23 protein-coding genes are annotated in these 25,994 nt (G+C 64.1%); 13 read left to right on the top strand and 10 right to left on the bottom strand.

Annotated elements, in window-relative coordinates; genetic code table 11:
• Positions 1 to 61 precede the first annotated feature (61 nt).
• Positions 62 to 1,393 carry a hypothetical protein gene (locus ACPXYO_RS00365; RefSeq protein WP_423915754.1) on the bottom strand — a complete coding sequence of 444 codons (1,332 nt, stop codon included), beginning with the start codon at positions 1,391 to 1,393 and terminating at the stop codon, positions 62 to 64.
• Between the two features lie 990 nt (positions 1,394 to 2,383).
• Positions 2,384 to 3,577 carry a hypothetical protein gene (locus tag ACPXYO_RS00360; RefSeq protein WP_423915753.1) on the bottom strand — a complete coding sequence of 398 codons (1,194 nt, stop codon included), beginning with the start codon at positions 3,575 to 3,577 and terminating at the stop codon, positions 2,384 to 2,386.
• A gap of 229 nt (positions 3,578 to 3,806) precedes the next feature.
• On the opposite strand from ACPXYO_RS00360, the gene ACPXYO_RS00355 reads away from it, so the two are divergent.
• The 3 genes from ACPXYO_RS00355 to ACPXYO_RS00345 all read left to right on the top strand — a co-directional run bounded on the left by ACPXYO_RS00355 (position 3,807) and on the right by ACPXYO_RS00345 (position 11,278).
• Positions 3,807 to 7,916: a hypothetical protein gene (locus ACPXYO_RS00355; protein WP_423915751.1), complete on the top strand. Its 4,110-nt coding sequence runs from the start codon at positions 3,807 to 3,809 to the stop codon at positions 7,914 to 7,916.
• A 966-nt stretch (positions 7,917 to 8,882) separates the two neighbouring features.
• Complete coding sequence (locus ACPXYO_RS00350; RefSeq protein WP_423915749.1) at positions 8,883 to 9,191, top strand: hypothetical protein; 309 nt, start codon at positions 8,883 to 8,885, stop codon at positions 9,189 to 9,191.
• 26 nt (positions 9,192 to 9,217) lie between these two features.
• Complete coding sequence (locus ACPXYO_RS00345) at positions 9,218 to 11,278, top strand: hypothetical protein (protein ID WP_423915747.1); 2,061 nt, start codon at positions 9,218 to 9,220, stop codon at positions 11,276 to 11,278.
• Between the two features lie 353 nt (positions 11,279 to 11,631).
• Here the strand turns inward: ACPXYO_RS00345 and ACPXYO_RS00340 are convergent, their stop codons facing one another.
• From ACPXYO_RS00340 to ACPXYO_RS00325, 4 genes are all read right to left on the bottom strand, one after another.
• On the bottom strand, positions 11,632 to 11,937 hold the full coding sequence (locus ACPXYO_RS00340) for a hypothetical protein (protein ID WP_423915745.1): 306 nt from the start codon (positions 11,935 to 11,937) through the stop codon (positions 11,632 to 11,634).
• Between the two features lie 71 nt (positions 11,938 to 12,008).
• Positions 12,009 to 13,304 (bottom strand): DUF2201 family putative metallopeptidase, encoded by a 1,296-nt coding sequence (locus tag ACPXYO_RS00335; protein ID WP_423915743.1) that lies wholly within the window; start codon positions 13,302 to 13,304, stop codon positions 12,009 to 12,011.
• Positions 13,301 to 14,437 carry an AAA family ATPase gene (locus ACPXYO_RS00330; protein ID WP_423915742.1) on the bottom strand — a complete coding sequence of 379 codons (1,137 nt, stop codon included), beginning with the start codon at positions 14,435 to 14,437 and terminating at the stop codon, positions 13,301 to 13,303. The genes ACPXYO_RS00335 and ACPXYO_RS00330 overlap by 4 nt, the downstream gene beginning before the upstream one ends.
• 103 nt (positions 14,438 to 14,540) lie before the next feature.
• Positions 14,541 to 16,181: a hypothetical protein gene (locus tag ACPXYO_RS00325; protein WP_423915740.1), complete on the bottom strand. Its 1,641-nt coding sequence runs from the start codon at positions 16,179 to 16,181 to the stop codon at positions 14,541 to 14,543.
• A gap of 176 nt (positions 16,182 to 16,357) precedes the next feature.
• Here ACPXYO_RS00325 and ACPXYO_RS00320 point away from each other — a divergent pair, with 176 nt between their 5' ends.
• The 5 genes from ACPXYO_RS00320 (at position 16,358) to ACPXYO_RS00300 (ending at position 19,546) form a co-directional block, all read left to right on the top strand.
• The gene (locus ACPXYO_RS00320; RefSeq protein ID WP_423915738.1) at positions 16,358 to 17,218 is read left to right on the top strand and encodes a metallophosphoesterase family protein; all 861 of its coding nucleotides are present in this window, start codon (positions 16,358 to 16,360) and stop codon (positions 17,216 to 17,218) included.
• A gap of 57 nt (positions 17,219 to 17,275) precedes the next feature.
• A complete protein-coding gene (locus tag ACPXYO_RS00315) occupies positions 17,276 to 17,626 on the top strand; it encodes a hypothetical protein (RefSeq protein WP_423915736.1) in 351 nt (116 codons plus the stop codon).
• The gene (locus ACPXYO_RS00310; RefSeq protein ID WP_423915734.1) at positions 17,626 to 17,805 is read left to right on the top strand and encodes a hypothetical protein; all 180 of its coding nucleotides are present in this window, start codon (positions 17,626 to 17,628) and stop codon (positions 17,803 to 17,805) included. Before ACPXYO_RS00315 ends, ACPXYO_RS00310 begins: the two co-directional genes overlap by 1 nt.
• Positions 17,802 to 18,572, top strand: a complete 771-nt coding sequence (locus ACPXYO_RS00305) for a hypothetical protein (protein ID WP_423915732.1) — start codon at positions 17,802 to 17,804, stop codon at positions 18,570 to 18,572. The genes ACPXYO_RS00310 and ACPXYO_RS00305 overlap by 4 nt, the downstream gene beginning before the upstream one ends.
• A 149-nt stretch (positions 18,573 to 18,721) precedes the next feature.
• Complete coding sequence (locus ACPXYO_RS00300; RefSeq protein WP_423915731.1) at positions 18,722 to 19,546, top strand: hypothetical protein; 825 nt, start codon at positions 18,722 to 18,724, stop codon at positions 19,544 to 19,546.
• Positions 19,547 to 19,848: 302 nt separating this feature from the next.
• On the opposite strand, the gene ACPXYO_RS00295 is transcribed toward ACPXYO_RS00300, so the two are convergent.
• Genes ACPXYO_RS00295 through ACPXYO_RS00285 form a run of 3 tightly spaced genes read right to left on the bottom strand, consistent with a single transcriptional unit; the run spans position 19,849 to position 20,899 of the window.
• The gene (locus tag ACPXYO_RS00295) at positions 19,849 to 19,974 is read right to left on the bottom strand and encodes a hypothetical protein (RefSeq protein WP_423915729.1); all 126 of its coding nucleotides are present in this window, start codon (positions 19,972 to 19,974) and stop codon (positions 19,849 to 19,851) included.
• A gap of 9 nt (positions 19,975 to 19,983) precedes the next feature.
• Positions 19,984 to 20,607: a hypothetical protein gene (locus ACPXYO_RS00290; protein WP_423915728.1), complete on the bottom strand. Its 624-nt coding sequence runs from the start codon at positions 20,605 to 20,607 to the stop codon at positions 19,984 to 19,986.
• Positions 20,608 to 20,656: 49 nt separating this feature from the next.
• Positions 20,657 to 20,899 (bottom strand): hypothetical protein, encoded by a 243-nt coding sequence (locus ACPXYO_RS00285; RefSeq protein ID WP_423915726.1) that lies wholly within the window; start codon positions 20,897 to 20,899, stop codon positions 20,657 to 20,659.
• Positions 20,900 to 21,026: 127 nt separating this feature from the next.
• Here ACPXYO_RS00285 and ACPXYO_RS00280 point away from each other — a divergent pair, with 127 nt between their 5' ends.
• From ACPXYO_RS00280 to ACPXYO_RS00265, 4 genes are all read left to right on the top strand, one after another.
• Positions 21,027 to 21,767: a hypothetical protein gene (locus tag ACPXYO_RS00280; protein ID WP_423915724.1), complete on the top strand. Its 741-nt coding sequence runs from the start codon at positions 21,027 to 21,029 to the stop codon at positions 21,765 to 21,767.
• Complete coding sequence (locus tag ACPXYO_RS00275; RefSeq protein WP_423918600.1) at positions 21,743 to 23,158, top strand: UvrD-helicase domain-containing protein; 1,416 nt, start codon at positions 21,743 to 21,745, stop codon at positions 23,156 to 23,158. Before ACPXYO_RS00280 ends, ACPXYO_RS00275 begins: the two co-directional genes overlap by 25 nt.
• Before the next feature lie 98 nt (positions 23,159 to 23,256).
• A complete protein-coding gene (locus ACPXYO_RS00270; protein WP_423915722.1) occupies positions 23,257 to 23,571 on the top strand; it encodes a 3'-5' exonuclease in 315 nt (104 codons plus the stop codon).
• 340 nt (positions 23,572 to 23,911) lie between these two features.
• Positions 23,912 to 25,042 (top strand): IS630 family transposase, encoded by a 1,131-nt coding sequence (locus ACPXYO_RS00265; RefSeq protein WP_423915720.1) that lies wholly within the window; start codon positions 23,912 to 23,914, stop codon positions 25,040 to 25,042.
• Between the two features lie 31 nt (positions 25,043 to 25,073).
• Here the strand turns inward: ACPXYO_RS00265 and ACPXYO_RS00260 are convergent, their stop codons facing one another.
• Positions 25,074 to 25,241 (bottom strand): hypothetical protein, encoded by a 168-nt coding sequence (locus ACPXYO_RS00260; protein WP_423915719.1) that lies wholly within the window; start codon positions 25,239 to 25,241, stop codon positions 25,074 to 25,076.
• 569 nt (positions 25,242 to 25,810) lie between these two features.
• Here ACPXYO_RS00260 and ACPXYO_RS00255 point away from each other — a divergent pair.
• Complete coding sequence (locus ACPXYO_RS00255; protein ID WP_423915717.1) at positions 25,811 to 25,942, top strand: hypothetical protein; 132 nt, start codon at positions 25,811 to 25,813, stop codon at positions 25,940 to 25,942.
• Positions 25,943 to 25,994: the final 52 nt, after the last annotated feature.

The following is a 25,994-nucleotide window of genomic DNA, read 5'->3' as shown; positions in this document are numbered from 1 at the left end:
GGTTCGAGTTGCGCGGATGACGGAGCAGACGGCTGTCTCTCCGCGGGGGCAGGGCGCCGCTTCATGCCAGCAGCCCTCTGTTTGCTGCCTCTGTCGGATCGACCAACTCGGCGCAGTACGCGAGCATCTGATGGAGATATGCGCCTGTGACCGGCCCGGCGATCTCGTCGAGGGCGTCGAGCGGCGTGCCGGCGCGGATGTGGGCGCACACGAATGTGGCTCTGGCGCGGTGGATCGACAGGTGCCCGAAGTTGTCGACCTTGATGCGCGCAGCGATGCGCGACGGCGCGGCCGCTTTGTCGTTCGTGAAGAACCTGCCCTTCTTGCGCAGCTTGCAGGCCTCAGCGATCAGATCGGTGTAGTGCTTGCGGATCGGGACGATTCGTGTCCGATCTCGTTTCACTCGAACGCCCAGCCGGGCCCCGTCGAGCCTGACGACGTCATCGGGTCCCAGCGGGAAGATCTCCGTTCCTCGCAGCCCCGCGCCGAAGGTCAAGCCGGTCAGCGCCAACCGTTCGCACCGAGGCTCGCGAGCGGGCATCAAACCTGCTTCGCGCAGCATGAACTCGTCGACCGGGTCGTAGGGTGCTACGGCTTCGCGGACCCCTATCGGCCGCGGCTGGTCGGGCCACTGCTCGGGGCAGACTGCTCGCCCGACTCGTCGCAGAGTGCTGCGCACCTGTGCGCGCCAGCCGTCGCTCCAGACATGGTCGGGGTCCATGGTGAGTGCCTCGACATTGACGGGGTGGAGCACTGCCAAGCGGTTGATCGACCCGAACTTCTTCAAGCCCCATTCGAATGCCAGATAGACGCTCAGCAGCATCGTCGTTGCCGTGGACACACTCGGCGGGGCCGCGATCGTCACGCACTTTCGCGTCTCGGCCGTCAGCGGGTCCGCTCCAGCAGGGTCGGTGCCTTGGCGGTACCACGTATCGATCACATGAGCGATCCGCTCCGGATCGCTGTCAGAGATGCCGGGTCGGGAGGAGTTGCGTCGCGGCCTGAGACACCCTGCGACCTCGACGCCGGGCGGGATCGCACCTAACGCGACTACGGATGCCAGCGTGCGGCGGCCACCCCAACGACGCTGCTTTCTTGACTGCTCGGATCGGCCTGGTTTGCGTCCCGACTTCGGATCGGTCCAGTCCCCTTCGTAGAAGTCAAGGACCATCTGCGGGGTCACGTTCTCCCAGCGATCACCAGAGACGCGTGCCAAGTACTCCAGAAACATCCGCGCAATCCACAGCAGATTGCTCAGACCCGCCGGCGGCAGATCGGCCGTCTCCCTCAGCCGAGCGAGAATCGCCGGCGCCGATGCACGAATGCTGCCAGCACCCGGACGACGACCAAGAGCCTCGCTCAGCGTCCGCACTGCGTCCGTGTTGAGACTCACGACGCACTCCCACAGGCAACTGAGAGCGCGCGTCGTGCGGTTTGCCTGGCAGTGGGCCGGCTCGGCAGCGGGGTGCGCGGTGTACGTTGCATGTCGACTTGTGGTTGTCGCAGCCGCGGCGCTGTCCGTGTGGTTGTGGAGCGGTGCCGTGGCTGCGACGCACCAGGGTCCCAGAGGTCGCCTGGCGATCTTCCGTTTTCGGCGTCGAATTGGGCGATTCCGCAGCGTTCATGCGGGTTGACGTGATCGCGGCCTGGCCGAAGAACAGCGCGATCCGAAGCATGGCCGAGCGCGCGTCGTGCGGTTTGCCTGGCAGTGGGCCGGCTCGGCAGCGGGGTGCGCGGTGTACGTTGCATGTCGACTTGTGGTTGTCGCAGCCGCGGCGCTGTCCGTGTGGTTGTGGAGCGGTGCCGTGGCTGCGACGCACCAGGGTCCCAGAGGTCGCCTGGCGATCTTCCGTTTTCGGCGTCGAATTGGGCGATTCCGCAGCGTTCATGCGGGTTGACGTGATCGCGGCCTGGCCGAAGAACAGCGCGATCCGAAGCATGGCCGAGCGCGCGTCGTGCGGTTTGCCTGGCAGTGGGCCGGCTCGGCAGCGGGGTGCGCGGTGTACGTTGCATGTCGACTTGTGGTTGTCGCAGCCGCGGCGCTGTCCGTGTGGTTGTGGAGCGGTGCCGTGGCTGCGACGCACCAGGGTCCCAGAGGTCGCCTGGCGATCTTCCGTTTTCGGCGTCGAATTGGGCGATTCCGCAGCGTTCATGCGGGTTGACGTGATCGCGGCCTGGCCGAAGAACAGCGCGATCCGAAGCTCGCGGAATCGCGATGGGGTGAGACGCCGAAGTGATCACGCATCGCTGCGACGACCGGTATGGGCCTAGTGGGCATCAGTCCCGCAAGGGCTCCACGGACTCGTGGGTCGTGGCTGAGCGTCTCATGGGCGGCCTGTGAACGACCCGCCGTCCGGTGATCGGTTGTTGCGATTCGCTGACTTCAGCGGTCTGTCGGCATGACGAACACGAGCGAGTCCTCTGAGGACATCCTCGGTGCGTGTCGATTGCGGGGAGCCATGCGACGGTTCGGGGACAGAACTCGGTTGATCGCACCCTTCTTCGAGAGTCCCCGCGATACGGCCAGTTCGCTGAAGATCTGCCTCAGCGGCACGGGCCGGCCGCCTACGTGCCGATCGCCGATGGTCCACACGAGAACTGCTCCGGGGACGCAAGCCTCGATGATGCGTTCCAAGCAGTGGTCGAGGTCTTCGACGAATCGCCGGAGACGCTTGATTCGCTTCGCCGGCTCGCCGCTGAGCAGCTGCAGCGTCACAGCGAGCGCCTCGGACTCAGGCGGTGGCCGGCCTGGCGGAGCCTTCATCGACCCTCCGAGACTCCCTTTGTCGGTTTCGTACGCGGTCGTGGGGTGGAGGCTCTTTGTGGTGCGCGCAAGCTCGCTCGCTGGAATCCAGTGCAGGGGCAGGTATGAGGCTTGGCCGTAGGGGACGGTTGTGTAGTTGTCGCCATAGGGCGGGGATGTGATCACCAAGTTGAAACTGCGGGGCGGCAGAACTGTGCGATCAGCGGCCCGGACGTCGCCGCACACCAACCGCGCCATTCGATAGTGGTCGCGTCCTGAGTCGGGCGGCGCACTCGCGTGCTCGGCCAGCTGCTCCGTGAACGATTCAGCGACTGCTTCGAAGAAGTCGATGACCCGCAACGGCCGCCGCAACTCATGGGGAAGGCGGATGTGAAGCTTGTACGTCGAGATCCGTGAGTTGCTGACATTGCGGACCGTCTCGGCAATGCACACCCACAAGAAATCCCGTGTCGCATCATCGTCGACGTCGAGGATCGCTCTGCGCAAACGCGCGAGATCCGTGGCCACGTCGTGTCGAAACCACTTCTCGAGACCGGCGAACTCATGGTCCAATCCCACACGCGAATCAAATCGCGCAGCCAGCCCCACTGACCGGGCACTACACAAGAACTCAGCACAGCGCAGCGGGCCGGCCTTGACCGCGCAGATCAGAACCGCGAGCGGATTGATGTCAATACCGGTGAACTCCAGCGACCTCAACCGCGCTGCGTCCAGAGTGATGCCCGACCCCACGAACGGATCCAACACAGCCGCCCCGTCGGGCAGAGCAGGCAGCACAGCGTCGAAAATCGCCGACTGAACAGACGGAGCCATCCTCCCCGGGTACTGAAACAGCACCGGACCCGACAACGCCCCAGGACCGTCAAGCTCGCCGCGCCTCGAACGTCGCGCCACCGCCCTGATACGCATCTCCAGCCCCTCAATGCCTGATGCGCTGGAGCAGCTCCTCATCGCTTCGCAGCGTAGGGAACGCAGATCCACTCGAAGAGAATCCTGCTGACCTCAGTTTGGGACGGCTGTTCGCTTCGTATCCTGCTCCGTCATGACAATTGGATTGGTGGAACGTGCTCACATGGAGGGCTGGGCCCGCTGGCCTGATGCGCAATCGACGCTGCCGGAGCTGATGCGGCGTTTGGTGATTGAGACCACAGGGGGCCGTGCTGATGCCTACTTCCCTAGTGGCAAGGGTGTCGTCCTTCCGGGTTTCGACGGACTCGTGCAAGGTGCACCGCCGGATTCGATGTGGGTGCCCGAGGGCTCGTCTGTCTGGGAAGTGTCGACCCAGGAACATCCGGCTGACAAGGCGAAGAAGGATTTTGATAAGCGCGTTGATGCTCCAACGGGCTGGCAAAAGCCTGATACGAGCTATGTGGCGGTGTCGCTGCGCCAGTGGTCCGACACGGATAAGTGGGAGGCCGAGCGGACGAGCAGCGACTGGAATTCGGTTCGGGCGTACGGCCTTGACCATCTCCTCAGCTGGCTCGCCGTCGCGCCCTTCACCGAGCTGTGGCTGGCGGAGCGGCTGGATCTGAACGCTGCCGAGTTCAAGCCGGGTCCTGCTTGGTGGAAGGACCGGTTGGCTCGGACGGACGTCCGCTACAGCGAGTCTGTTGTGCTCTCGGGCAGGTCCGATGCAGCCGAGCAGCTGTGTGAGGAATTGGCGAGTGGCACATCGCCTGTCACTGTCGAGGCTGAGTCGCTCGACGATGCCCTTGAGTTCATTGCAGCCGCCGCGTCCGCCTCGGGTGTCTCTGTTGCGGGCTTCGCGTTGCTGGAGCGGATGGTGTTCGTGCATGGGCAAGCGGCGCTGAGCCGACTTCTGGGCGAACCCGGTGGCCCGATGGTGCTGGTCGCTGCTGATCCTGGTCTCGTCGTGGGCCAGTCAGCGCGGAATCATCACTTGATTGTGACAGCGGCAGCTCGAAGCGGCGATGGGTTCGCTGTGCCGAGGCGCTCGCAGGGATCGGGAGCCCTTGTGTCTGTGCCTCTCCTCAAGGCATCGGCAGTGGCTGAGGCGCTGAGCTGTGGCACTGCCCAGCGATCCGGCATGGAGTATCACCGTGCTCAAGAATTGGGTGCGTTGGGGCGCAGGAGCCCTGCTGCGCTGCGCCGTGCCTTGTCAGTCGATCATGTCGTGCAAGTTCCGCTGTGGGCGCGCGACGAAGGCAGCGAGAACCAGCGGAGCTCCATTCGTGCTGCGCTGCTCGCCGGGGCTTGGTCGACCGGGCTGCGGACATTCGACCAGGAGTACTCCGACGGCGAGATTCTCGTTGATCTGGCGGGTGGTCAAGTCGAGTACGAGACGATCGAGCGGGAGTTGCACCGGTTAGCAGATGGCGGCGATCCGCTGGTTCAGCAATCGAACTCTGAATGGAGATTGGCGGCTCCACGCGATGCGTGGGAGCTGCTCGCGCCCAAGCTGCTCACCGACACTGATGTCGAACGCTTGGTCGAAGCGGCGCATCGTGTGCTCGGCGAGATCGATCCGCGTCGCGGCATGCAAGGCTCGCAGCATGCCGCCGCGGGCCTCATTGGCGGAGGATGGTCATACTCGCCGCAGTTGCGCCGAGGACTGGCGAGGTCGCTTGCACTGTTGGCGGATGCGGTGGACCGGCAGACGTTGAGGCATTGCTCGGACGTGACGACCGTGGCAGCGTTCACCGTGCGCAGACTGCTCGCGGGCGCGAGCGGGCAAACGGCCGGGCCCAACGCAGCGCAGGTCCTCCCGGACGAGCTTGTCGGGACTCCGGGGCGTCTCGTGGATCTCGGCGACATCTTGTCGTTACTGGCGGAGGCTGCACCCGATGAGTTTCTGGCCGCTGTCAAGATCTCCTGCGAGCTGGCTGACGATGCCGCGCAGCACTTGTTCACCGACCGGCACGACGCCGTTGACATCATGGGTCCGAGTTCGCCTCATGTGCGTGTTCTGTTCGCCTTCGAGACGTTGGCGTGGCTGCCCGATCTTCTTCCGCAGATCGCCGACGTGTTGTTGCGGTTGCACGTGCTCTATCCGGGGGGTCGCATCGCCAATCGGCCATCGCGGACGTTTGCAGAGATCTTCTCTCCTTGGGCTCCGCAGACCGCCGCGAGCAACCAAGCACGGCTCGATGTCCTGAGTGGACTCAGCAGCCGAGTTCTCGGTTCCGACTCTGCCGCGGAAATGTTCGAAGCACTCTCGCAGCTGCTCCTGTCTCTGATCCCCGAACAGCATTCGACTGTCATTGATGGGCCCCGTCCGACCGTTCGCGACTACGAACTGCCTTCACGAGACATCACACTTGATTCGGTGACGGAGTATGTAGGCGAGGTGTCGACGATGCTGGTGGCAGCGGTGCGCTGCCGGCTCGTTCGCCACCATGACAGCAACGCAATTCTGGATCTTGTAGATGCCGCCACGCCGGCGAGCGCTGCGCGTGTGCCGCTTCCGCAGCGTTCGGCGCTTTGGGACATGTTCGAGGAGTTCTTGACGTCGGAGGCTGCGCCGACGATTGAACCCGATCAGCTCCTGCAAATCGGCCGAACGCTGCCCAACTTGGCCCGGACGCATCAGCAGCACGCCGACCAAGACTGGTCGTTGCCCGCCGCGGAGGCCGAGCGACTTTCCCACCTCGGGGAGCTCGCGAACGCCGCCCGCTCCTCAGATGACAACGACAGTGAAGATCATCTGTGGCTGTTCGAGCACCACTCGCCGGACCTCGGCGATGGCCCGTCAGCCTACGACGACCACGAAGCCTACGAAGCGGCATTGAGGGACCGACGTTCCGAGGCCGTGGCGCAGATCATCCGAGCTGATGGCCGTCGAGGGATCGAGCGGCTGGCTGACGAGATCGGCTCCGACTCGGGTTTCGGGCCCGTGGCGAGCGTCGGTGTCTCGATCGCGCACCTCCGGCACTCCGTCGGCTCATCCAGCCCGGGCGAGCTGAGCGACCCGCTCGACTCCATCGAAGCGTGGCTGTACGGGAGCCTCGACATGCCCGCAACAGCACCTTCGTCTGAGTGGGAGGATCAGCGGGACGCGGCCATGGCTGACGGCTACTTCGGCACCCTCTTTCGGAGACTGAGCCAATCCGACATCGACGAATGGGCATGGGTGAGAGACTTGCTCGACGATCCCCAGTCAAGCCCCGCTCAAGCAGGCTGGCTGCTCGCGCTGACACGAGACCACCCAGCCTCATGGCAAGAAGCTGACGCCCGAGATCCTCAAGTGCAAGCCGCATTCTGGCGTCGCATGGACACACGAGGGCTCGGCAGCGATTTCTGCCACGTCGAACGGACCGCCGTCGGGCTGCTCAGCGTGGAGCGGCACATGGACGCGGCCGAGTTCCTGGTCTCGTACCGGAGAACATCGGAACTCTCACCTGACCGCTACGCCGAACTCGCGATGCAGGCACTCGAAGGCTGCGCGAGTTCTGAACCGGACCGAACTCCGACCCACATGGACGCTTGGAACATCAATGAAATGCTCGACGGACTCGCCGAGCATTGCCCGCTGACACGCGACAATCTTCACTTGCCTCAGCAACAGCAGCTGGCGCGACTGCAGATTGCGTTCATCTCAGCACGCCGCGTGAGCGAACCCGTCCCATTCCTGCATGACCGCATGGCGCTCGATCCAGGGTTCTACGTCGAGCTTCTGCAATCCGTCTACGGCATCGACGTGGACCGGGCATTTCGAAGTGAGGCGCAGCGCTTGCTCGATACATGGCGAACTCCGCCGGGGCTCGACGAAGACGGCCTAGCCGACAAGCAGCTTCTCCGAACGTGGCTGAGCGAGGCTCGCAGCTTGCTGGCCGATGCCGACATCCGCGAGCTCGCCGAGGAGCGCCTCGGTCGCGTGCTCGCAGCGCTGCCGCCCGACCCTGACGAGGGGATCTCCCCGCCAGTCGCGCTGCGGGATCTGCTCGAAGAACAGCAGTCTGAAGCGCTTGTGGACGGTCTCGTGCAAGGCCTAGTCAGCGGACCGACCCCGCTTCAAATCGGCATTGTGCCGCAGATGGCCGCCGAGGCCGAACAAGGCGCAGCCCAGGCCGAGAGCGACATGGAGACGATCTCATTCCGATGGCCAGCTACAGCAGCATTGCTGCGCCGAGCTGCAAACGGCCGCGCAAGCGCGGCGCGCCGCTGGAGATCGAGACCTGGCCTCGAGGACTGAGTCACAACGCTCAAGAGCCGAAGCCAGTCCTAGGTCTGCCGCCATCCGCGACGTCGACGCGTCACTTCGATACCGGGTCCTCGACAAAACCGACTACGTGGGTCAATTGAAGGTTGTCAAGAAGGACACCGGCCGAGTGTTTCGCAGATGGGCAACTCGCAACGATTAGATGTGATCAAGCGATGCGAATGGCGTGTATCCACCGTAGGATGGTCTCGGTTGGTGCGTGCAGGTCGGCGATGACGGTGCGGTAATCGGGTGGCGACTGGCGTGGCTTCTGAGGCCACGGCCAGTCCAGGCTGCCGCGAGCGCGTTGTCCTTGACCGAGAGGGCAGGTGTGCCGCCGGGACGTGGCGGTGCTGGCCGCATGTGCCGCTTGCACAAACGGCACAGCGACGACGGCGAGAGACCCTGCGCCAACGATGGATCCAGCGTCGTGTCTCAGACTCGCTCTCGTCGAGGGGCAGTGCCGTCGCGACGCCACGGCTGGGAATGGCATGACTGGGGATTGAGTCCGGCTACGAAGCGCGAGAGTGGGTTGATGGCCCTCGGAATTCGCAGCGGGTGATCGGTGCCTTCGGACGAGGAAGCCCCGCACGCGGCCCGCGTCTAGGGTGATGCTCTGTGCTGCCGCGAAGAACCTGTAGCCGTCGAGCGAGACGTGAGCAGCGCTGCCGTCGGGTGAACGGTCTTGAGGTCGCTGCGTATCGGTGGACCACATGTAACTCCCTGGTGCACGTGACCTGCGGGACTCGACGTCTTCAGACGCGGCGACGCTGCATGACGACCCGGCCTGCGCCCGCGCTGCGTGGCGGGAGCGGTCGAGTCCGCTGGAGATAAGGGCATCCCTTGGGCGCGCGGCGAATTACATTACTGTAACTTAAACGGAGGAACTTTGGTTCGCAGTTTCGGCAGAAATCGAATGAAAATTCGGAAACGAGTTCCGGAGAAGGCAAAGGACATCAAGTGGACGACTCAGTCTCAGCAGGCTCTGCAATCCAGACAAAGGGCAAAAGGGCAGCATCCCTATATGAGCAGGTATTCAACAGCGAGCAGGCGCGCGACGCGTACCTGAACACGACTCAGGCGATTCTGACCGGAGATCCGGCTCTTCCCGAGATCGAAGAAATCCGTCAGAAGCTAAAGAACTCGTCTATCGCTTGGATATTCACGCCAAATTGTCGCTTGCCTCGTCCAATTTTTCGCTCACGAAATTCGACTCTCGTCGGGAAGACAGATATTCTTGAAGCTATCAAGCGCCTTGAGAATAGCTAGACCGGGTCGAACGAGCCTTTCTCGTCATGGACCAGAGTCCACTCGTATTGCTTTGCGCAGCGTCGGGTACCGGCTTGTCGGCAATTGCCAGAGGGCTTTCCGACAGCGATGAGAACTCCGATGCCGAGGCAGGCAAAGTCGAAGCGTTGCGGGATCTCGAGACATCTCTCTGTGAGAGCTACAAGGGCGATGCGCGAATAGTCAATCACGGCGACACTGTTCCATCGATGGGCAGTGTAGTCACATTGCCGCGGGACGAGCTATATCAGACATGGAACAGCACCTGTGACCGTCTGATGGATAAGCACGCGAATTCGAAGAAAGCTGACTTGCGTGTTCTCTCGCTGCACTTGACATGGTTCGACTCGAACACCGGTGAATTCTTTTCACCAGTCGATGTACGTCACCTGGATCGCGAAGGCTGCAAATTCGACCATGTAGTGATTCTGATTGACGACATCTTTGATATGTACTCAAGATTGCAGAACCCCGGAGGCCTATACTCTCAGTCTGTCATCGACAATAAGGCATCTCTGATCGCAGGGTTGCGAGGTCTCAATCTAGGCTCGCTAGACGCGTCGTCCAACCCGCCAGACGACGACGATGCTGTCAGGCAAAACAAGCTAGCGGCACGCCGCCTCCGCCTGGAAGCCAAAGAGCTTGCGCTCGGGCACCTTATGTCATGGCGGCGCTCCGAGATGATCTACGCGGAGAATATCGCGCGAATTCTCGGCGCAAACTTTACGATTCTGGGGACCAAGCATTCGAAGACCGCTCTGTGGCATCTAGCGAAATCTTCCGAGATCCCTAGGACCTACTTGTCGCATCGCATCTCCGAAGTTCGGCGGCTCAACAAGAAGTCCAGTTCGCTGCCGGAGGAATTGGGAGAATGGGGTTCCGTCGTAGGTGAAGTCAACGATCTGCACTTCGCGTTTTCAAGAGGCAAGCAGCTCCTGATAAATCCAACCGCGATCGACGAACTCCGCTTTGCGACTATCGATCAGCACAAGTCGGACGAGGAACAAGCGCAGCCGAGCCTCAACGGCGAGGGCGCGAGCGGCTGCGACGGCCATGATTCTGGCCCGGTTGACTACGGAGGCAGAGAATCCGCACTGCTGGCAGCGCGCTGGGAATTACCAAAGTCACAATCGGAGCTGCTTTGGGTGAGCAAGATAGAGCTGCCCGATGGAAGCATCGGGAATCTATCGCCGGAACATACAGAGATATTCACCGAGGACCTCAGTCCTATCGATGACATTGCCTTAAGCGTCACACGGTCATTGGAGTCGAGAATCTTTGAGGAGGTTTCCTTCAGGGATCACATCATCGTAGAGAACACCCCGCATCTCTTCGTTTACCGACCGTTCTACCACCCAAATCGAAGCAGCGACGCAACCCGTGTTGAGTGGTCCGGTGGAGTAGGACCTGAGGTTGACCACTGGACAAAGAAGTTCAAGTTCACATCTGAAGCAAGCGCGAGAGTCGCCTTCGTGCACACACGATCGGAAGTCGCGGCTCGAATAGCCTGGCTAGAGTCGATGGGCACCGAAGCGCCGTTCCTGGATCATGCAGACAGTATGCTACGAAGCCTCTTCAAGAAATGGCATGTATCGGATGAAGAGAGTTTCGGCTTCTTCAGGGGCAGGCTCGTTAAGCGTACGCCAAAGGGACTCGCGCAGAACCCTAGCTCCATTCTGCTTGAGGAACCTGACACTGTCTTGGGTTGGATTCGAGCAGCCGCGCTATTGGGGCTGACCGAGGCCTTTACGCGGTTGAAGCTGAGGAGCAGCGATGAAGCGGAGAGCAGCGACCCGGAGCGCGTCTCGGTTCCCTTAGATGCGCTCGGCCTGTTCGCAATCGAAGAGGGCGACAAGGGAGTTGCGCAGAATCCTGAAGACAATGCCCAGAAGCTATGTGCATTCTTCAAAGGTGCCTTGAGTGCGGAAGACCTGTACCGTGAGTTTTGGGCAGTTCATGACGCTGAATTCCTCAGAATCGTAGGTGAGTCTCCGGCTGAGTACGTCGCACACAAACTGAACTATCCTTACGATGAATTGCTCAATACAAGTTTGGCGAAGCAAACTTGACCGGGGCGCGCTGCTTGCTGCCGTGAAGCGCCGCAGCAAGCGGCATACTTCGCCACCGGCTCGATTGTATCTCGACCGAGGTTTGCGAACGGTACGAACCAGAGACCGATTCGCTTACTCGGTTAGTGAGGACCCACTGCATTCAGGCCGAGAGGCACGTGCTTGGATCAGTTGCTAGCGAAGCACCTCCCAACCTCGATTTTGGCGCAACTGTTCCCTACGAGAACCTCCGATACGCCCATTGTGGCGTCGTCGCTCGGTGCCTGGCGGCTTGACGCACTCTTGGGACGGTCAGTTTTCGACCGTCCCGGAACTGCCCGAACGGCAAGCCTTGCTCGCAAAGGAGATCGCGTCTAGCCGCGTCTTGATCGGCGGTCGTCGGCTTTGATGAGGCGTATCACGAGATTCTCCGTTGATGTGTAGTTCTCGATGTCGTGCTTCTTTGTCCTGTGGACTCTTGAGAAGAGCGGTCGGAAGATCGAATTCCATGCGGTGAAGTACTTGAGGCATTGTCGTTCGGTTCCGAACATCTGCCCGTAGTCGCCGCAGATCAGAGCGTGTGTGATCTGCTTGCGTCGCCCGTTGGCTTCTTTGGCTCGGTCGATCTGGTCCGGCGTGAGGGTCACGAGGACCATCGGCGGTTTCTTGGATCTCGGCATCGGAGGCACCTAAGCACACCCGCTCCGAGAGTGCTGGCTCGGAGCCTCAGCGAACTTCCTCGTGCTGCGGGTCAGGTGATGTGGATGGTGCGCATCCAGCCGGGTACGTCTCGTATCGGGGCGTCTGTGCCGATGAGCGCGGCGATGGTGGTGGGGTTTCCGGGTGGGGGTTGGTCGGGCCAGGGTGTGTGTCCGTCGGTGAGCACGATGATGGCGGTGGGTCGGGTTTGGGCGATGGTGTTGATGGCGGTTTCCATGTCGGTGCCGCCGCCTCCGTGCAGGGGCAGGTTGCGTGTGCCGGTGGTGCGCTGGTGGGCTTGGGTCTGGGTGTCGTAGGCGTAGTAGTCGATGTGGTGTCCGGGCACGACTTGTGTGCAGATGTTGTGGATTTCTGCTGCGGCTTGTTGGTGCTCGTCGGGGCTCATGGATCCTGAGGTGTCCATGATGACGGCGAGGTCGGGGATGGGTCGGGTGGTGGCGGGCCGCAGGATCTCGCCGTGCGCGGTGTGGGTGTTGGGTCGTCTGGGTGGTCGGGTCCAGCTGTAGTCGGCGTCGCCTGCGCGTTGGTGGGTGGCGCGTCGCAGCGCGGCGAGCAGGGTGCGGCGCCAGTCGATTTGGGGGTGGAGGTGTTGTGTTGCCCAGCGCAGGAGGCTGTCGGGGACGGTGTCGGGGTCGTTTTGTTCGTGGTCGAGGGCTGCTTGGGCGACGCGTCGGCGCAGCATGCGTTCTTGGGTGCTGGTGGGTGTGTCGGTGTCTGGTGGGGGTTCCCACCAGGGGGTGATTCCGGTGGCTGCGGAGCCGCAGTCGGCGTCGACGCGGTGGATGTCGCCGGTTCTGGGGTCGCCCCATTCGATGGTGCCGTTGTCGGGGTCGATGCGGTCGCTGTGGAGAATCTGGCGGTAGTAGGTCTCGGCGGTCTGGGAGTTGGGGTAGTGCATGTCCCATGGCCCGGGCCAGTGGTGGGGCAGTTCGGCAGTGTCGTGGGGGAGGCCGTCGATGAGGTCGTCGTTGATCTCGCAGTCCGCGGCCAGGTTCCATGCGCGGGTGTGCAGCGGGTTGCCAACGGCTCGTCGGGCGCGTTGGTGGTGGCCGCGCAGGGCGTGGTTGAGGACGTGCATGAGCTCGACTGCGGTCTGGTCGACGGTGAGGGTTCCGATGTGGGCGGGGTTGGCCCAGATGCGCCAGCTGGTGTCGATCGCGACGGTGTCGATGTGGCCGGTGGTGCGCAGCGGGCAGCGGAACAGCGCGGTCATGTAATACGGGCAGTGCGACGCGATCCAGTAGCGGGCGGCGCGCATGCGCCGCAGCGCGGCCTGCTGGGCTGCTGTCGAATCGTCGGGATTGTGGTGGTCGCGGTGTGTGCTCATGTGCCGGGCTCCGGGTCGTTGTCGGGGTCGAGGAGTTCGAGGAACACGTCGTTGAGGAGTTCGTGGCCTTCGGGGAGGCGTGCTTTGGGGGGACGGATCGCGGCGAAGGTGCGGGCTGCGGTCATGGCGATGTCGGGTGCGTGCTGTCGGGCTGCTGCGACGCACACTTCGAAGCCTTTGGCCCACCGTGCGGGGGTGTTGTGCTCGCTGACCGCGGCGGCGACGGCGTGCAGGCACGCGAGCTGCTGATCGGAGCGTTCGGGCAGTCGCAGCGACGCGGGCTCGGCGAGGAGCGCTTCGGGGTCGGGCAGGTCGAGCTCCGCGAGGAATGTCAGGTATTCCGCCGCGGCGGCGGTGCCCAGCAGCGCTTCGGCGACGAGTTCGTGCACGTCGGGATTAGTACCGGCGGTGTCGGCTGCGGCGAGGCAGATGGCGGTGCGCTCCCAGGTGCGCGGCGACGGCCATCCCTGTTCGCCGCTGTCATCGGACACTGCGGCGATGTCGGGCACGGCGCACAGCAGTTCGCTGCGGCGGCGCATGAACGCGGTCTGCATCGCCCGATGGAACGACACCCGCCCGGGATCCGGGTCGCCGATCTTGAGCGGCTCGGGGACGGGCCAGCCGCCGAGGTGCCCAGCTGCCCATTCATCGACGCCCAATGGCCACCTGAGGTGTGCGAACCGGTTCGCGAGCGGCGCGGAGAGATCCCACGCCCCGGAGTTCTGCGACGGTGGGTTCGCTGCTGCGGCGAATCTGGCTTTGGCGCCGAGGTCGATGTCGCCGACTCGGCCGCTGAGCACGACGCGCATCAGTGCGTTCTGGGTGGCGGGGGTGGCGGTGTTGATCTCGTCGAAGAACACCAGCGTGTCGGAGTCGCGCTCGGCGACGCGTCGCGCCCATGCGGGGGGCTCGAGAATCACCCCGGCGGGGGTGCGCACCGGCAGCCCGCCGATGTCAGTGGGGTCATACAGCGACGCAACCACCGTCTCGGTCGCCCAGCCCGCGGCTGCGGCGAACGCTTCCACGGTGACGGTCTTGCCGGTGCCAGGGTCGCCCCACAACAGCACCGGGACGCGTGACGCGATCAGGACTTGCATTGCTTCGAGGGTGAGCCGCTGGGTTGTCTCGCTCATCGTGAGCTCCTTGCCTGTTTGGTCGTTTCGGGAGGCCGCGAACGCTGCCAGGGGGGTGTGACACGCATCGGCTCGCGCCTCGTCGGCGCAGTGCCGGGCGGGTTCATCGCTGTGCCCATCGGCGTCGGTCCGCTGGGGTCATGCAGATCTCGGGGGGCGGTCCGCACACCGTCACGAATGCATCCGCGACCTGTGTGCGCAGCTCCGCGTCCAGCGCGTCGTTGTCGAGCAGCTCGCTAAGCGTGCCGAGGTCAGCGTCGGCCTCGGCGCGCCCCGCGATCCCTGCTAGCGCCCCCGCAGGGGTGCGACGGTTTCCCGCGGCCGTGGCGCGGACCTGACGGTGGGGGTCCGCTGCGAGGCGTTCCAGCAGCCCGGCGGGGGTCTCTGCCATTGCTGCCGCGACACAGCGGGCACGCCATCGTCGGTCGTGGGCGAGACGCTCGGCGACGCGGCTCATGTCTGTGCGGTCCACAGCGGGGTTCGCTGCTGCCGCAGCGGCTGTTGCGCTGTCGGGGTCCTCGCACAGCTCTCGCAGCGCACCCGGCGGTGTCGCCGGATTGGCGGCGGCCCGGCGCCGCACCGCCGCGACACGGTCAGAACAGCGCCGCTCCAGCACAGCCGGAGCCGCCCCGGGATTCGCTGCGGCAGCCGCGCGCACCCACCGGTGAGAGTCCGCCGCGAGCGGGCCGAGCAGCCCCGCAGGCACCGCACGGTTCGCTGCGACCGCAGTGCGCACCTCGACATCGAGGCTCGGCGCGAGCGCTTCGAGCACCCGCAGCGGTGCCCTCGCGGACCCGCCGACCGCGGCGCGCACCGTCGGGTCAGGGTGAGATGTCAGTTCGCGCAGCAGCCCCTTGGGGGCACGCGGATGAGCCGTCGCGCAGATCCTCTGGATGCTCTCAGGGCTGTGCCCGCGCCACGATTGCCGCGAGTAGAAGCCGTCGATCTGGGCGACCGCTGCTTTGGCGATCAGCCATCCCGGCGTCGACGGGTTCGACAGCACCCGCAACCGACGGCACATGTCGTTGAAACTGCGGGCAGGCCCGCGGCTCATCTCCTCGAGCGCGTCCACAGGAGTAGCCGGATTGACAGCGATCAGATCTTGCAGCCTCCAGTCGCCGCCACGGGCCAGCTCCCCGAGCCGCTCAGGGTCCCCGTCGGGATCGGTCGCCGTGGCCACGTCGCCGAAGCGCCGATCCCGATGAGCAGCCATGGTCTCGAAGAATTCTGCGCCCAGACGCCGATCAATACCGAGATCGAACTCCCAGCGGCCCTCCCCGGTCCAGTTGTGCCAACCCGGGGGACGCCACGCAGTGCGCCACAGCGCTGGTTCCAGCCGCTTCGCGAGCACCCACGCCACGAACTCCCACGCCGCGTTGCTGTCCAGATGCGCGCACGCCACCGCCAACGCCTCGCGCTCATCGAACCCCAAATGCCAATACCCATACGGCTGACGGATCCACAACCACGCCAGCCGGCGCACCAGACCGCTCAGCTGATCGGGGCGCACCAGATCCGCGTTCAACGCCGCGACCACACCCCGCGCACGCCCCACTGCCTCGGTCGGCTGGCCCAGCGTGCCCATCAGCGCCGACTCCGACACCAGCAGGTCCTCGTCGACCACACCCCACACGCCGTCGCGGCGCACCAGCGTGACCTCGACGCCGTCGAGGACCACCCGACGGGACAGATCGCCCGAAGGCCACACCACCGCTTGACGCTCTCGCTGTTGTGTCGCTGACATGGCCGCGACTCTCGCGAAGGGGTGTCACACGAACCCGCCGCCGTGAGCGTGCACACCGAAATCCGTTCGGCTCATTTCGCGTCCTGCGTCTACGTTGTCCACACAGCCGCGACACGCAGCCGTGCACCGAAGCGCCCCGGGCGCACATTGCGTCGGCGCTGCGGGGAGAACGCCGCATGATCGAATGGGATCTCTACGAGTTCACAACCCAGCACCACTGGGACGACGTCGCGGGCCTCTCATCTGAAAGGGTTCGCCAGGTGCTCGTCGTGGGCGACGTTCACGGCACCAAGACACATCTGAGCGCCGCGATCGACCTGGCCGTCGATCTCGAAGCCGCGGCGATCGTGCAGGTCGGCGACTTCTGGCTCTCGGACCGACACGGAGCCCAGCACCGCTCCAAAGAAGCCGAGTTCATGTGGGAAGCCCACGACTCGCCCGTCCCGGTTGTGGTCCTCGACGGCAACCACGAAGACTGGCCCGCGCTCAGCCGCTACGCGAAGACACCCGCCGCGCAAGAAGCGATCACGACGCGACGGCCGCTGCATCTGGGCGGATCGCTGTGGTGGGCATGGCGCGGAAGCACCTGGGCTTGGGCAGGCCTGCGATGCGCAGCGCTCGGCGGAGCGGTGTCCCCCGACCGACGCGACCGCTCAGTGCACCGATGGCGATGGCCACAGGAGACCCTCACCCCGCACGAACTCGACCGATTCGTCGCGAACGTCGACACCGACCACGACGGAACCCTCGACGTGCTATTCACCCACGACGCCCCCGCACAAGTCCGCCGCATCAAAGGAGGCATGGGGGCCATCCCGTGGGAAACCCAGCACGCGATGCACCAGATGCGTCTGCTGCTCGACCACGCCGTCGACCACGCCCAGCCCCGCTACGTGATCCACGGCCACTGGCACCGCTCCCACCGCGAACAGATCAGCGACACAACCGAATCAGTCGGGCTCGCCAACGACGGACACCGCGACCACATCGCGTGGCTCACCGCCGAACCCGAGCTGCACGTCTCCTTCACCAACTGATCACCCCAAGACGACCGCCCCCGGGGCGATGTCACACCCCGGCGCGACGCTGCAGCCATGACCACGCCGCCTCTGGACCCACGCACCCGAGCAGCGCTCGACGCATTCGACAAGCGGCTCGACGCCGAGCAGATCAACCTGCGGATCTATGTCGCCAGCGGCATCGTCGCGGCGTTCGTGTTCGACCCCGACGAGGACCCCGTCGACTACGCCGCCGCAGCGGACTGCGGCGACGCAGTGCTCGCCACCATCGGAGCCGACATCGCCCGCGAGCACGACTTGCCGCCGGACTGGATCAACCAGATCAACCCCCGACCCGACCCGACACCCCGAATGTGGCGCCGGCCCGCGGGACGCCTCAGAGCATTCCTCGACCGCATGCGACGCCCGACGAGAAGGAGCTCGTGATGTCAGCAGAACACAAAGAGCGGACAGCGGGGGCGCTGCTGACCGGCTACCCGGCCCGAATCGGCGACACCAAGCCAAATGCCGATCTGTCCGGCGAGACCGCCTCCGAGGCGATCACAGCGATTCCCGAACGCGTCCACGCAACTGCGCGACGCAGAGTCATCCAGGAGACGTCATGACCCGTGTCGAGGACTTGCTCGACGGCGATCTGGACAGCGCCACCGCCCTCGCCGCACAACAGGTCCCTGATGTCGTCGCCGCTTTGGACATCCTCATGCTCCGGGTGACCGGCCACAGCGACCTCGCCGCGCTGCGGCGCTACTGCGCAGTCGCAGATGAAGCGATCCGCACCCTCGCAGGCGAAGGCGAATTCGAAAGCGCCGAACATGCCCTCGGCGAGAGCTCGCGGCTCGCGGTGCACCTGCTGCGACGCGACGTCGCCGCCGTGTTGTGGCTGGCCCCCACAGTCGACGGGATCGGCTGCGTGCGGGTCATCATCGACCGGCTGCGCGGCTACGTCGCAGGCATCCCCCAGCAGTGCGTCAAGGTGCGCGACAGCATCGACCCGCACCGATTCGACTGGACGAACAAAACGCTCGAGCACATCGAGCTCGAACGCCGCTACAGCTCACCGCTGCGGCGGGCCATGGCCATCCTGAACCTCTCCAGCAGCGACATCGCCGCGATGACGGGCGTGCGACGCCACACCGTGGACGAGTGGCTGCTGACCGGACCCCCAGCCGAGCGGCTCGATGTCATCGGCTCTCTCGCGGAAATCGCAGACATCCTGCACTACCGGCTGCGCACCGGGACAGAACCGATCGCGGCACGGCGCAGCACCGAAGCGTACGAAGGCCGCAGCATGCTCGACGTGATCGCCGACGGCCAGCACCAGTGGCTGCTCCAAGAATTCCGCGGCAGCTTCGACTTCAACGACATCGCGTGACAGACCAGAAGACCCCGCCCGCAACCCGACAAGCGCTCTGTGCCGCTCGGATCGACGCGACCGGTGATGCTCGAAAAGTTGCTATCGGGACACCTGACGCCGCCGACGCGACGCAGGCGCCGTCTCAGCTTCTGTGCCTTGGAGCGCACATGGCTTCAGCGTCACTAGGCGGTGCAATTGCCCGACTGAGAGCCAAGCGCCGCCGCGCAGCGCCGCCAGGGGACAGTGCGCTCCCCGCGCCGGTGGAGCCGACCGGCGGCCAGGCAGCTCGCATCATGGCCGACGCACTGTGGGTCGAGCAGATCACCGCCGAACAGGCAGCACAAGCCAGCGGGCGCGACCAAGCGTGGGTCGAAGGCGTCGTCGACGGAAGCGTGGACCCCACCCTCGACGAACTCGAGCTCACGCTGAACGCGATCGGCCTCGAGACACGAATCGCGTTGAAGCTGCCCGGGCACCCATGGCCGCCCATCGCGCACGACCCCCAACGCATCGCCGACACCATCAAACGGCACCGCGAACTCGACATGGAAATGTACGGACAGACGTGGATCCGCCGCGAACCCCCACAGCCAGGAGCCACAGCTCACCTGTTCGGCGCCGGACCCGGCCGACAAGACGGCGGCGGCTGGGCAGCCATCCTGCTCGCAAACGTGCTGCACGCCCTCAACATCAGCCACGCCGGATTCGCCGCGCGAGCCGGCATCGCGCCCCAAGAAGCACAACAGATCGCAACAGGCCACCTCAAACCCCCAGCAGGCGACTTCGAACAGATGCTCGCCGCGAACGGCGTGACCATGGCGATCCGCATCGAGTACTACCGCGAAGACGACGACGAAGAACACGCCGCATGGCAAGCAGACCCCGAAGAATACGAAGCCACGATCGCAGCCATCCGAGCCGAACTCCAAGCAGCCAAGCCGGTTCCGTGGTGGCGGCGGCGGATACGACAGCAAAGGCGCTCGATCAGATAGCCGAATGCTGCGCGCGGCCCGATATCAGTGACGCCGTCTGTGAACGCGTTGCCCGTGCATCCGCTGACCGTAAGCCGCGCTGCTCGGGTCGTCACGTCAGCCTCAACCGAGGACAGGCGCAGCGCCGCGGGTGCGACGAGTGCCAAACCCGAGACCTTCAGCAGACTGTGGCGGCATGGCGACCCCTGACCCCGAGCCGGGGAAGTGCGAAACTGTGTTCTCGCAGGTCAGCGAATTTCGCGCCAGTCGTAGCGGAACGCCTTTCGGTGAATCGCTGAACGCGTTAGCGACAAGGCCGCAGATCAGCGGGTCACCCACCGATCCGGCATGTAGGCGCGAGCCATTTCGTCGGAATTGCCGCAACCAATGGACACCGGCTGGTTCAGCTCCGCCTCGGTGGGCTGGCAGTGCGTCTTGGTGACAGGCATGTGCTTGCCTCACACAGAGCGGTTTCTTGCAGTGCTGTTCATCTTTCGGAAGACACGACTCAGCCCGGTCACCCCGCTCAGTTCGCGACCTTCCCGAGTCCGTAAGTTGGCAAGATCCTCTCGGGCCTTCGGGTACATGCAGGCCATCGATCCCGCATCGGAACGATGGATCAGGTCATTGTCGGCACGTAATTCGTCTAGCGGGAAGTGCGGCGATATGTAGCTCTCGAAGTACCCGGTAGGCAGGCAGCGGTTCAGCAGATAGGCGTCTGTTGTGACCCATGACGAGTAGTGGGCGACAGCTTCGCAGACGTCATAGTTCCTCTCGTAGTAGTGCTGCATCGCGTAGGTGTTGAGTGCAGGGTCGTAGAGGTGCCCGATTTCGTGCGCCAGCACGATCGATTCCTCCACTGGATGCAGACCGGTACGGATCAATATTTGGCGAGCGGCCGGCACAGGATCATTCGTGAACATGCCGTCCACGTCCGGAGGGAGATCGCATGGATCCACCCAGATGACCTTCGTGCCCTTCATGCCCGCAGCTCGGATGCATGCATCTCGCATCAGTTGCGCGTTGTTGAGGTCGATTTCGTCATGGGCGACAATGGCACCGGCATGCCCGATTGTCGTCATCGGCCGTCACTATAGGTCATGCGAAAATATTGAAAATATTGGCAGATTCTCAGAATTCCGATAATGGAATCTGCCGGAAGTTCCTCAGAAACGTCAGGCAGCGGTTCTTCCGGCGCTGCGGCGCATCGTCGATGGGCCGGCACCCAGCTTGGCTGCGGCCTCGCTGATCGCGCGGCCCAGGCCCGCCCGGCGGGTCGCCCATCGAGCACGAGTCGTCGGGACAGCGCCAGCGGCGCTTGTCCTGCACCAGCCGTACCGCGCGCCACAACGCCGGCAGATCCGCCAATCTCACCGGGTTCTCGCCGCGAACCCGCACCCGTCCCCGCACCACCGGGGCCCTCGCCGAGATGCTCCACGCGCAAACACGAAGCGTCCCTAACATTGACCACCGTGCTGCAGCGACACAGGGCAGGTGTCCGATGGCGTTGATATTCGTTGCCGTCGCTGCCGCAGCGTTGCTGCTCGTGGCGTTGCTGGTGCGTTCCTTCGTGGGGCGCCGATGGGACGCAGCAGCAATCGACGAGCAGGAATCTTTGATGTCGGAGTTCCTTGCCCAGTACTTCGACGACATGGTCCCGACGGACGAACTGGAAGCGTTCCTCCGCCGGCAACAACACCCCGTCGCCCACTACTACAGCGAGAATGCTTACAAGTGGGCGAAACGATTTCTGGCAGCGCGACTGCCGGCAGCGATCGCCGGCTACGAGACGAGATGCGCGGAACGGTCCCATAGCCACAACCTGTATCAATGGGAGCAACGGGCCACCTCGGCGCTCATTGACGACGTGCTCCGCGCCGCGCCCGAGGCGAAGTACGTGTCGTTCTCAGAGCTCGCAGGAGCCAAGGAAGGCTCCAAGGGCGAAAAGTGGCGGCACCTTCATCTCCATGAACTGCTCACGAAACACGGACTCACCCTCGGCGAGGTGGAGTCGCTAGGCGACCGGATCGACAGCCGTGTAGAGGACGAGCGGAACGCATGGAATCGAAATACACGCCAAGCGAACCTTGATGCCTACAAGGACCTGTTCGACAGTCTCGAGGCGCATCCCCTGACACATGCGCAACGCACAGCGGTCGTCACCGACGAGGACGCAACGCTTGTGCCGCCGGGGCGGGGACAGGCAAGACCTCGGTCATCACTGCAAAGGTCTGCTACCTGATCAACTCCGGTCTGGCTCGAGCAGACGAGATCCTCGTCATGGCGTACAACCGCAAAGCGGCCGCTGAGCTGCAAGAACGAGTTGGGGAAGCGGTCAGCGGCAAAGCGCCACGCATATCGACGTTCCACGCTGCCGGGCTGTCCATCCTCAAAGAGGTCGGCCTCGGCGACAAGAGAGTCGCTGAGTGGACCAGCGGCCAAGGCATCGTGTCGTGGATGCAGCGGGCATTGGAGGGAATGCTGCGAGACGAAGAGCTCCGGAACGTTGCGACGGAATTCGTCACGATGTTCGGATCCAAGGCGAACACGGGCGCGGACGAAGGCGGCGAGTTCGGTACCTTCCAAGGCTGGCGGGTCAAGTCGAGACAGGAGCAGTCCATCTCGAATTGGCTGTACCTGAACGGCTACTGGGCTGAGTATGAGCGCCCATACGCTGAGGCGGAGGTGTCTTACGAGCCGGACTGGAGCCTCAGCCGGCGCGTCTACCTAGAGCACTTCGGAGTCGACCGGCACGGCATCACCCGATCTGACATCGACGCGAGGCAGTACAACGAAGACATGGTGTGGAAGCGGCAACTGCACTTTGATCAGAGAACCACAATGCTGGAGACCTACAGCTACCAGTTCACAGAACGAACATGGCAAGCCGCTCTGCAATCACAGATGGAGAACATCCCGAGACGCAAGAAGCTCATCGACGCCGATCGCCTGACGGGTTTGCTCAAATGGCAGATCTCCGCATCTGCTTCGCTTTGCGCGACGTTCCTGTCGTTGATGAAGAACTCCGGCATGACGATTGATCAGGCCGTTGGGAGGCGTCACACCGACAGCGTGATGGCGTACAGGGACGGATGCTTCTTGAACGTGTTTCGGTACCTTTTCGAGCAGTACAAGAGCGAGCTTGAGCGCACCAACAGCATCGACTTCGCTGACATGTGCAACATCGCGACCGAAGCCACCAATGACGGCAGGTTCCGGTCGCCGTACAAGTACGTGCTCGTGGACGAGTTTCAGGACATCACACGTGCACGAGCGAACATGGTGAGGTCGCTGCTCCAGTCGAAGCGCTACAGCCGGCTGTTCGCTGTAGGCGACGACTGGCAATCGATCTATCGATTCAGCGGCGCTGAGATCGCAGTCATGGCCACGGAGTTCGAGGACTACTTCGGGAAGACCGAACGGTGCGAGCTGGATCGCAGTTTCCGGTACACGCCGTCCATAGGCCGTGTCGCTGAGAAATTCGTGATGCGCAACCCGCTGCAGCTGCCCAAAACGGTTCACGCGGTGCGCGAAGACGACCAGCCCGGAGTGGTGGCGCAGCCGTATGTGTCCAGTTCGTCAGGCGACCGAGGGAACGTCCTGCTGCTGGATGACGCGCTGGGGCCCGGGTAGCAGAAGAAATCGACGACGACATCAGGCGACGCGGCGAGAGCCATGCGACTGTGCTGGCGCTCGGCCGGCAGAACGCGCATGCCGGAGCCTCCAAACTGATGAACCCGACCATGGCATCAGTCGAGTTCCAGACGATTCACTCGTCAAAAGGACTCGAAGCCGACTACGTCGTCGTGCTTGGCCTCACCACCGGGGGCATGTCGTTCCCGTCGGACATGGTCGACGATCCGATATTGGAACTCACCCGAACAGCGCAACCCGAAATGATGCACGGCGAAGAACGGCGCCTGTTCTACGTCGCCCTCACCCGAGCCAAACGCCGCGTCTGGCTCATGCTCGACGCCGACCAGCCCTCGCCTTTCGCTTTCGAAGTCGCCGATATCGGACTCAAGCAAGGCGATGTGCGCTGGTAACCGCTCCTGGGCCAGAAACGTTCGCGGAGTCCATGCCTTGGGCCACGACGGGGGAGTGTGAAATTTAGTGCGCAATTTGGTGCGTAATTCTGGTTTCGCGTCTGAGTGGAGGGGTCTGGCAGGTTCGGTGCGGCTCAGGAACGATTCTGGCAGGTTTGTGGGCGTGCTTACCGTTCGGTGGCGTGTCTGGTTTGCCTGACCGGATGCAGGGTTGGTGTGTTGGGATCGTCTCCCGGCGGCTCCGCTGGCAGCCGCCGGGAGACAACTAGTGCTGTGTCCGCAAACGTTCGTCGGGTTGGTGTCCGCGTGGCGGGGTGTGGTTTGTGGTTTGGTCGGGGGTATGAGTGAGCGTGTTCGGGTCCGTCGGTTGACCCATGAAGAAGGCCAGGCGTTGCAGCGGATCGTGCGTCGCGGCGCCGACAAGTCGCCGGGGTCTCATGTGCGATGGCGGCGTGCGGTGGTGATCCATGCGTCGGCGGGCGGGAACTCGGTGCCGGTGATCGCGCAGCTGGCGGCGACGTCGCCTGATCGGGTGCGCGAGATGATCCACAGGTTCAACGAGTCGGGGATGGTGTCGTTGGACCCTCAGTGGGCGGGTGGCCGTCCCCGCCGGATCACGACTGACGATGAGGCGTTCATCGTCGAGACGGCCCGCACCCGCCCGCGCAAGCTGGCTCAGCCGTTCACTCGGTGGAGCATCCGCAAGCTCGCGACGTACCTGGCCGACAACCCGACCCGGGTGGTGCAGGTCGGCCGGCAGCGGCTGCACGAGATCCTCACCGAGTCAGGCATCACGTTCCAGCGCACCAAGACCTGGAAGGAGTCCAACGACCCTGACCGTGACGCGAAGCTGGACCGCATCGAGCATGTGGCGGACAAGCAACCGGACCGGGTGTTCGCGTTCGACGAGTTCGGGCCGCTGGCCATTCACCCGACCGGCGGGGCGTGCTGGGCGCCGCGGTCGCGTCCCCAGCGGCTGCGCGCGAACTACAACAAGCTCCACGGGGTGCGCCAGTTCCACGGCTGCTACAGCGTCGGCGACGACGAGCTGTGGGGTGTCGTGCGGCGCCGCAAGTCCGCAGCCAACACCCTCGCAGCGCTCAAGACCATCCGCGCCCGGCGCCCTGACGGCGAGCCGGTCTATGTGATCTTGGACAACCTGTCCGCCCACAAAGGCACCGACATCGCCAGATGGGCCAAGCGCAACAAAGTCGAGCTGTGCTTCACCCCGACCTACAGCTCATGGGCGAACCCCATCGAAGCGCACTTCGGGCCGCTGCGCGAATTCGTGCTCAACAACTCCGACCACCCCAACCACACCGTGCTCACCCGCCGCCTGCACGCCTACCTGCGCTGGCGCAACGCCAACAAACGCTCACCCGAACTGCTCGCAGCCCAACGGCGCGAACGAGCCAGAACCCGAGCCGAACGGCAACAACGATGGGGCCGACCCGCCAAAGCAGCCGCATGACCAAAGCGCGCAAACGTTTGCGGACACAGCACTAGCGTGCGGCCAGATGTCCCGACGAGGCGGCCTGCGATCGCATCCCTGCGACTACCTCGCCCCCGACCAGCAATGGCCCCAAGGAGAGCTCGTCGCCGACGCGCCGCCCGAAGCACGCCTCGCCCGAGCCATCTCCCGACGACTGCAAGCCCACCTCGACCGGCACAGATCAGCCTGCGCCAAGCAGCACACCGGACCGGTGCGGCCCACACGACCCTGTTCAGCATCATCCACGGGCGCGCGTGGAGCGACACGACAACCCTCGCCCGCATCGAACGCGGGCTCGACGTCGGACTATGGGGCGACGAGCATCGCCTGTGACGCTCCAAAGGAGATTCCTGCAAGCGTCCGATGAGCGTCGGAGTCCGGTCAGCGCAGCACCTCGACGATGCACCTCGCAGACAATGCGGGCGGAGGCTGTTGGCTGAGCGCAGTCCCTGATCACGGCGCGCTGCTTGTGGGCGGCGGCGGCGGTCCGGTGCCCATATTCGTCGGTGCTGTCTGATCTGTCTTGGGAGGCTTTGGATGCGCCGAAAATCGAAAACACGTCTGATGGTGCTCGCTGTCGCTCTGGTAGCTCTGGTGTCTTCTTGTGCATCTACGGGTGATGACTCTCAGCCTCGACCCGAGCCGACCTCGGCGCCGTCTGAGCCGGTGCCTGTCACCGAGACAACCGAGCCCATGGAAGAACCAAGGGAAGAACCAGACGACGAAGTTCGAGACCAACCTGCTGAGATGATTGATCGGTCAGGCGAGGTCGCAGATCTTCCGGCGGAGATCCCCGCGACCGTGGAGCCGTTGTCTGATCCCAGCGCAGACACGGGCACCAGCGATGGGCATACCCATGAGGATGGCACGACCCACTGACGCCACGAGGGCGCGCCTGGCACGCTCAGGCACGCTGCCACACCCCTTTGGG

Origin of the sequence: Candidatus Poriferisodalis sp. (assembly GCF_965237655.1) — a bacterium.
Classification (GTDB): domain Bacteria; phylum Actinomycetota; class Acidimicrobiia; order Acidimicrobiales; family Poriferisodalaceae; genus Poriferisodalis.
This window is presented reverse-complemented; position numbering and strand designations above follow the sequence as displayed.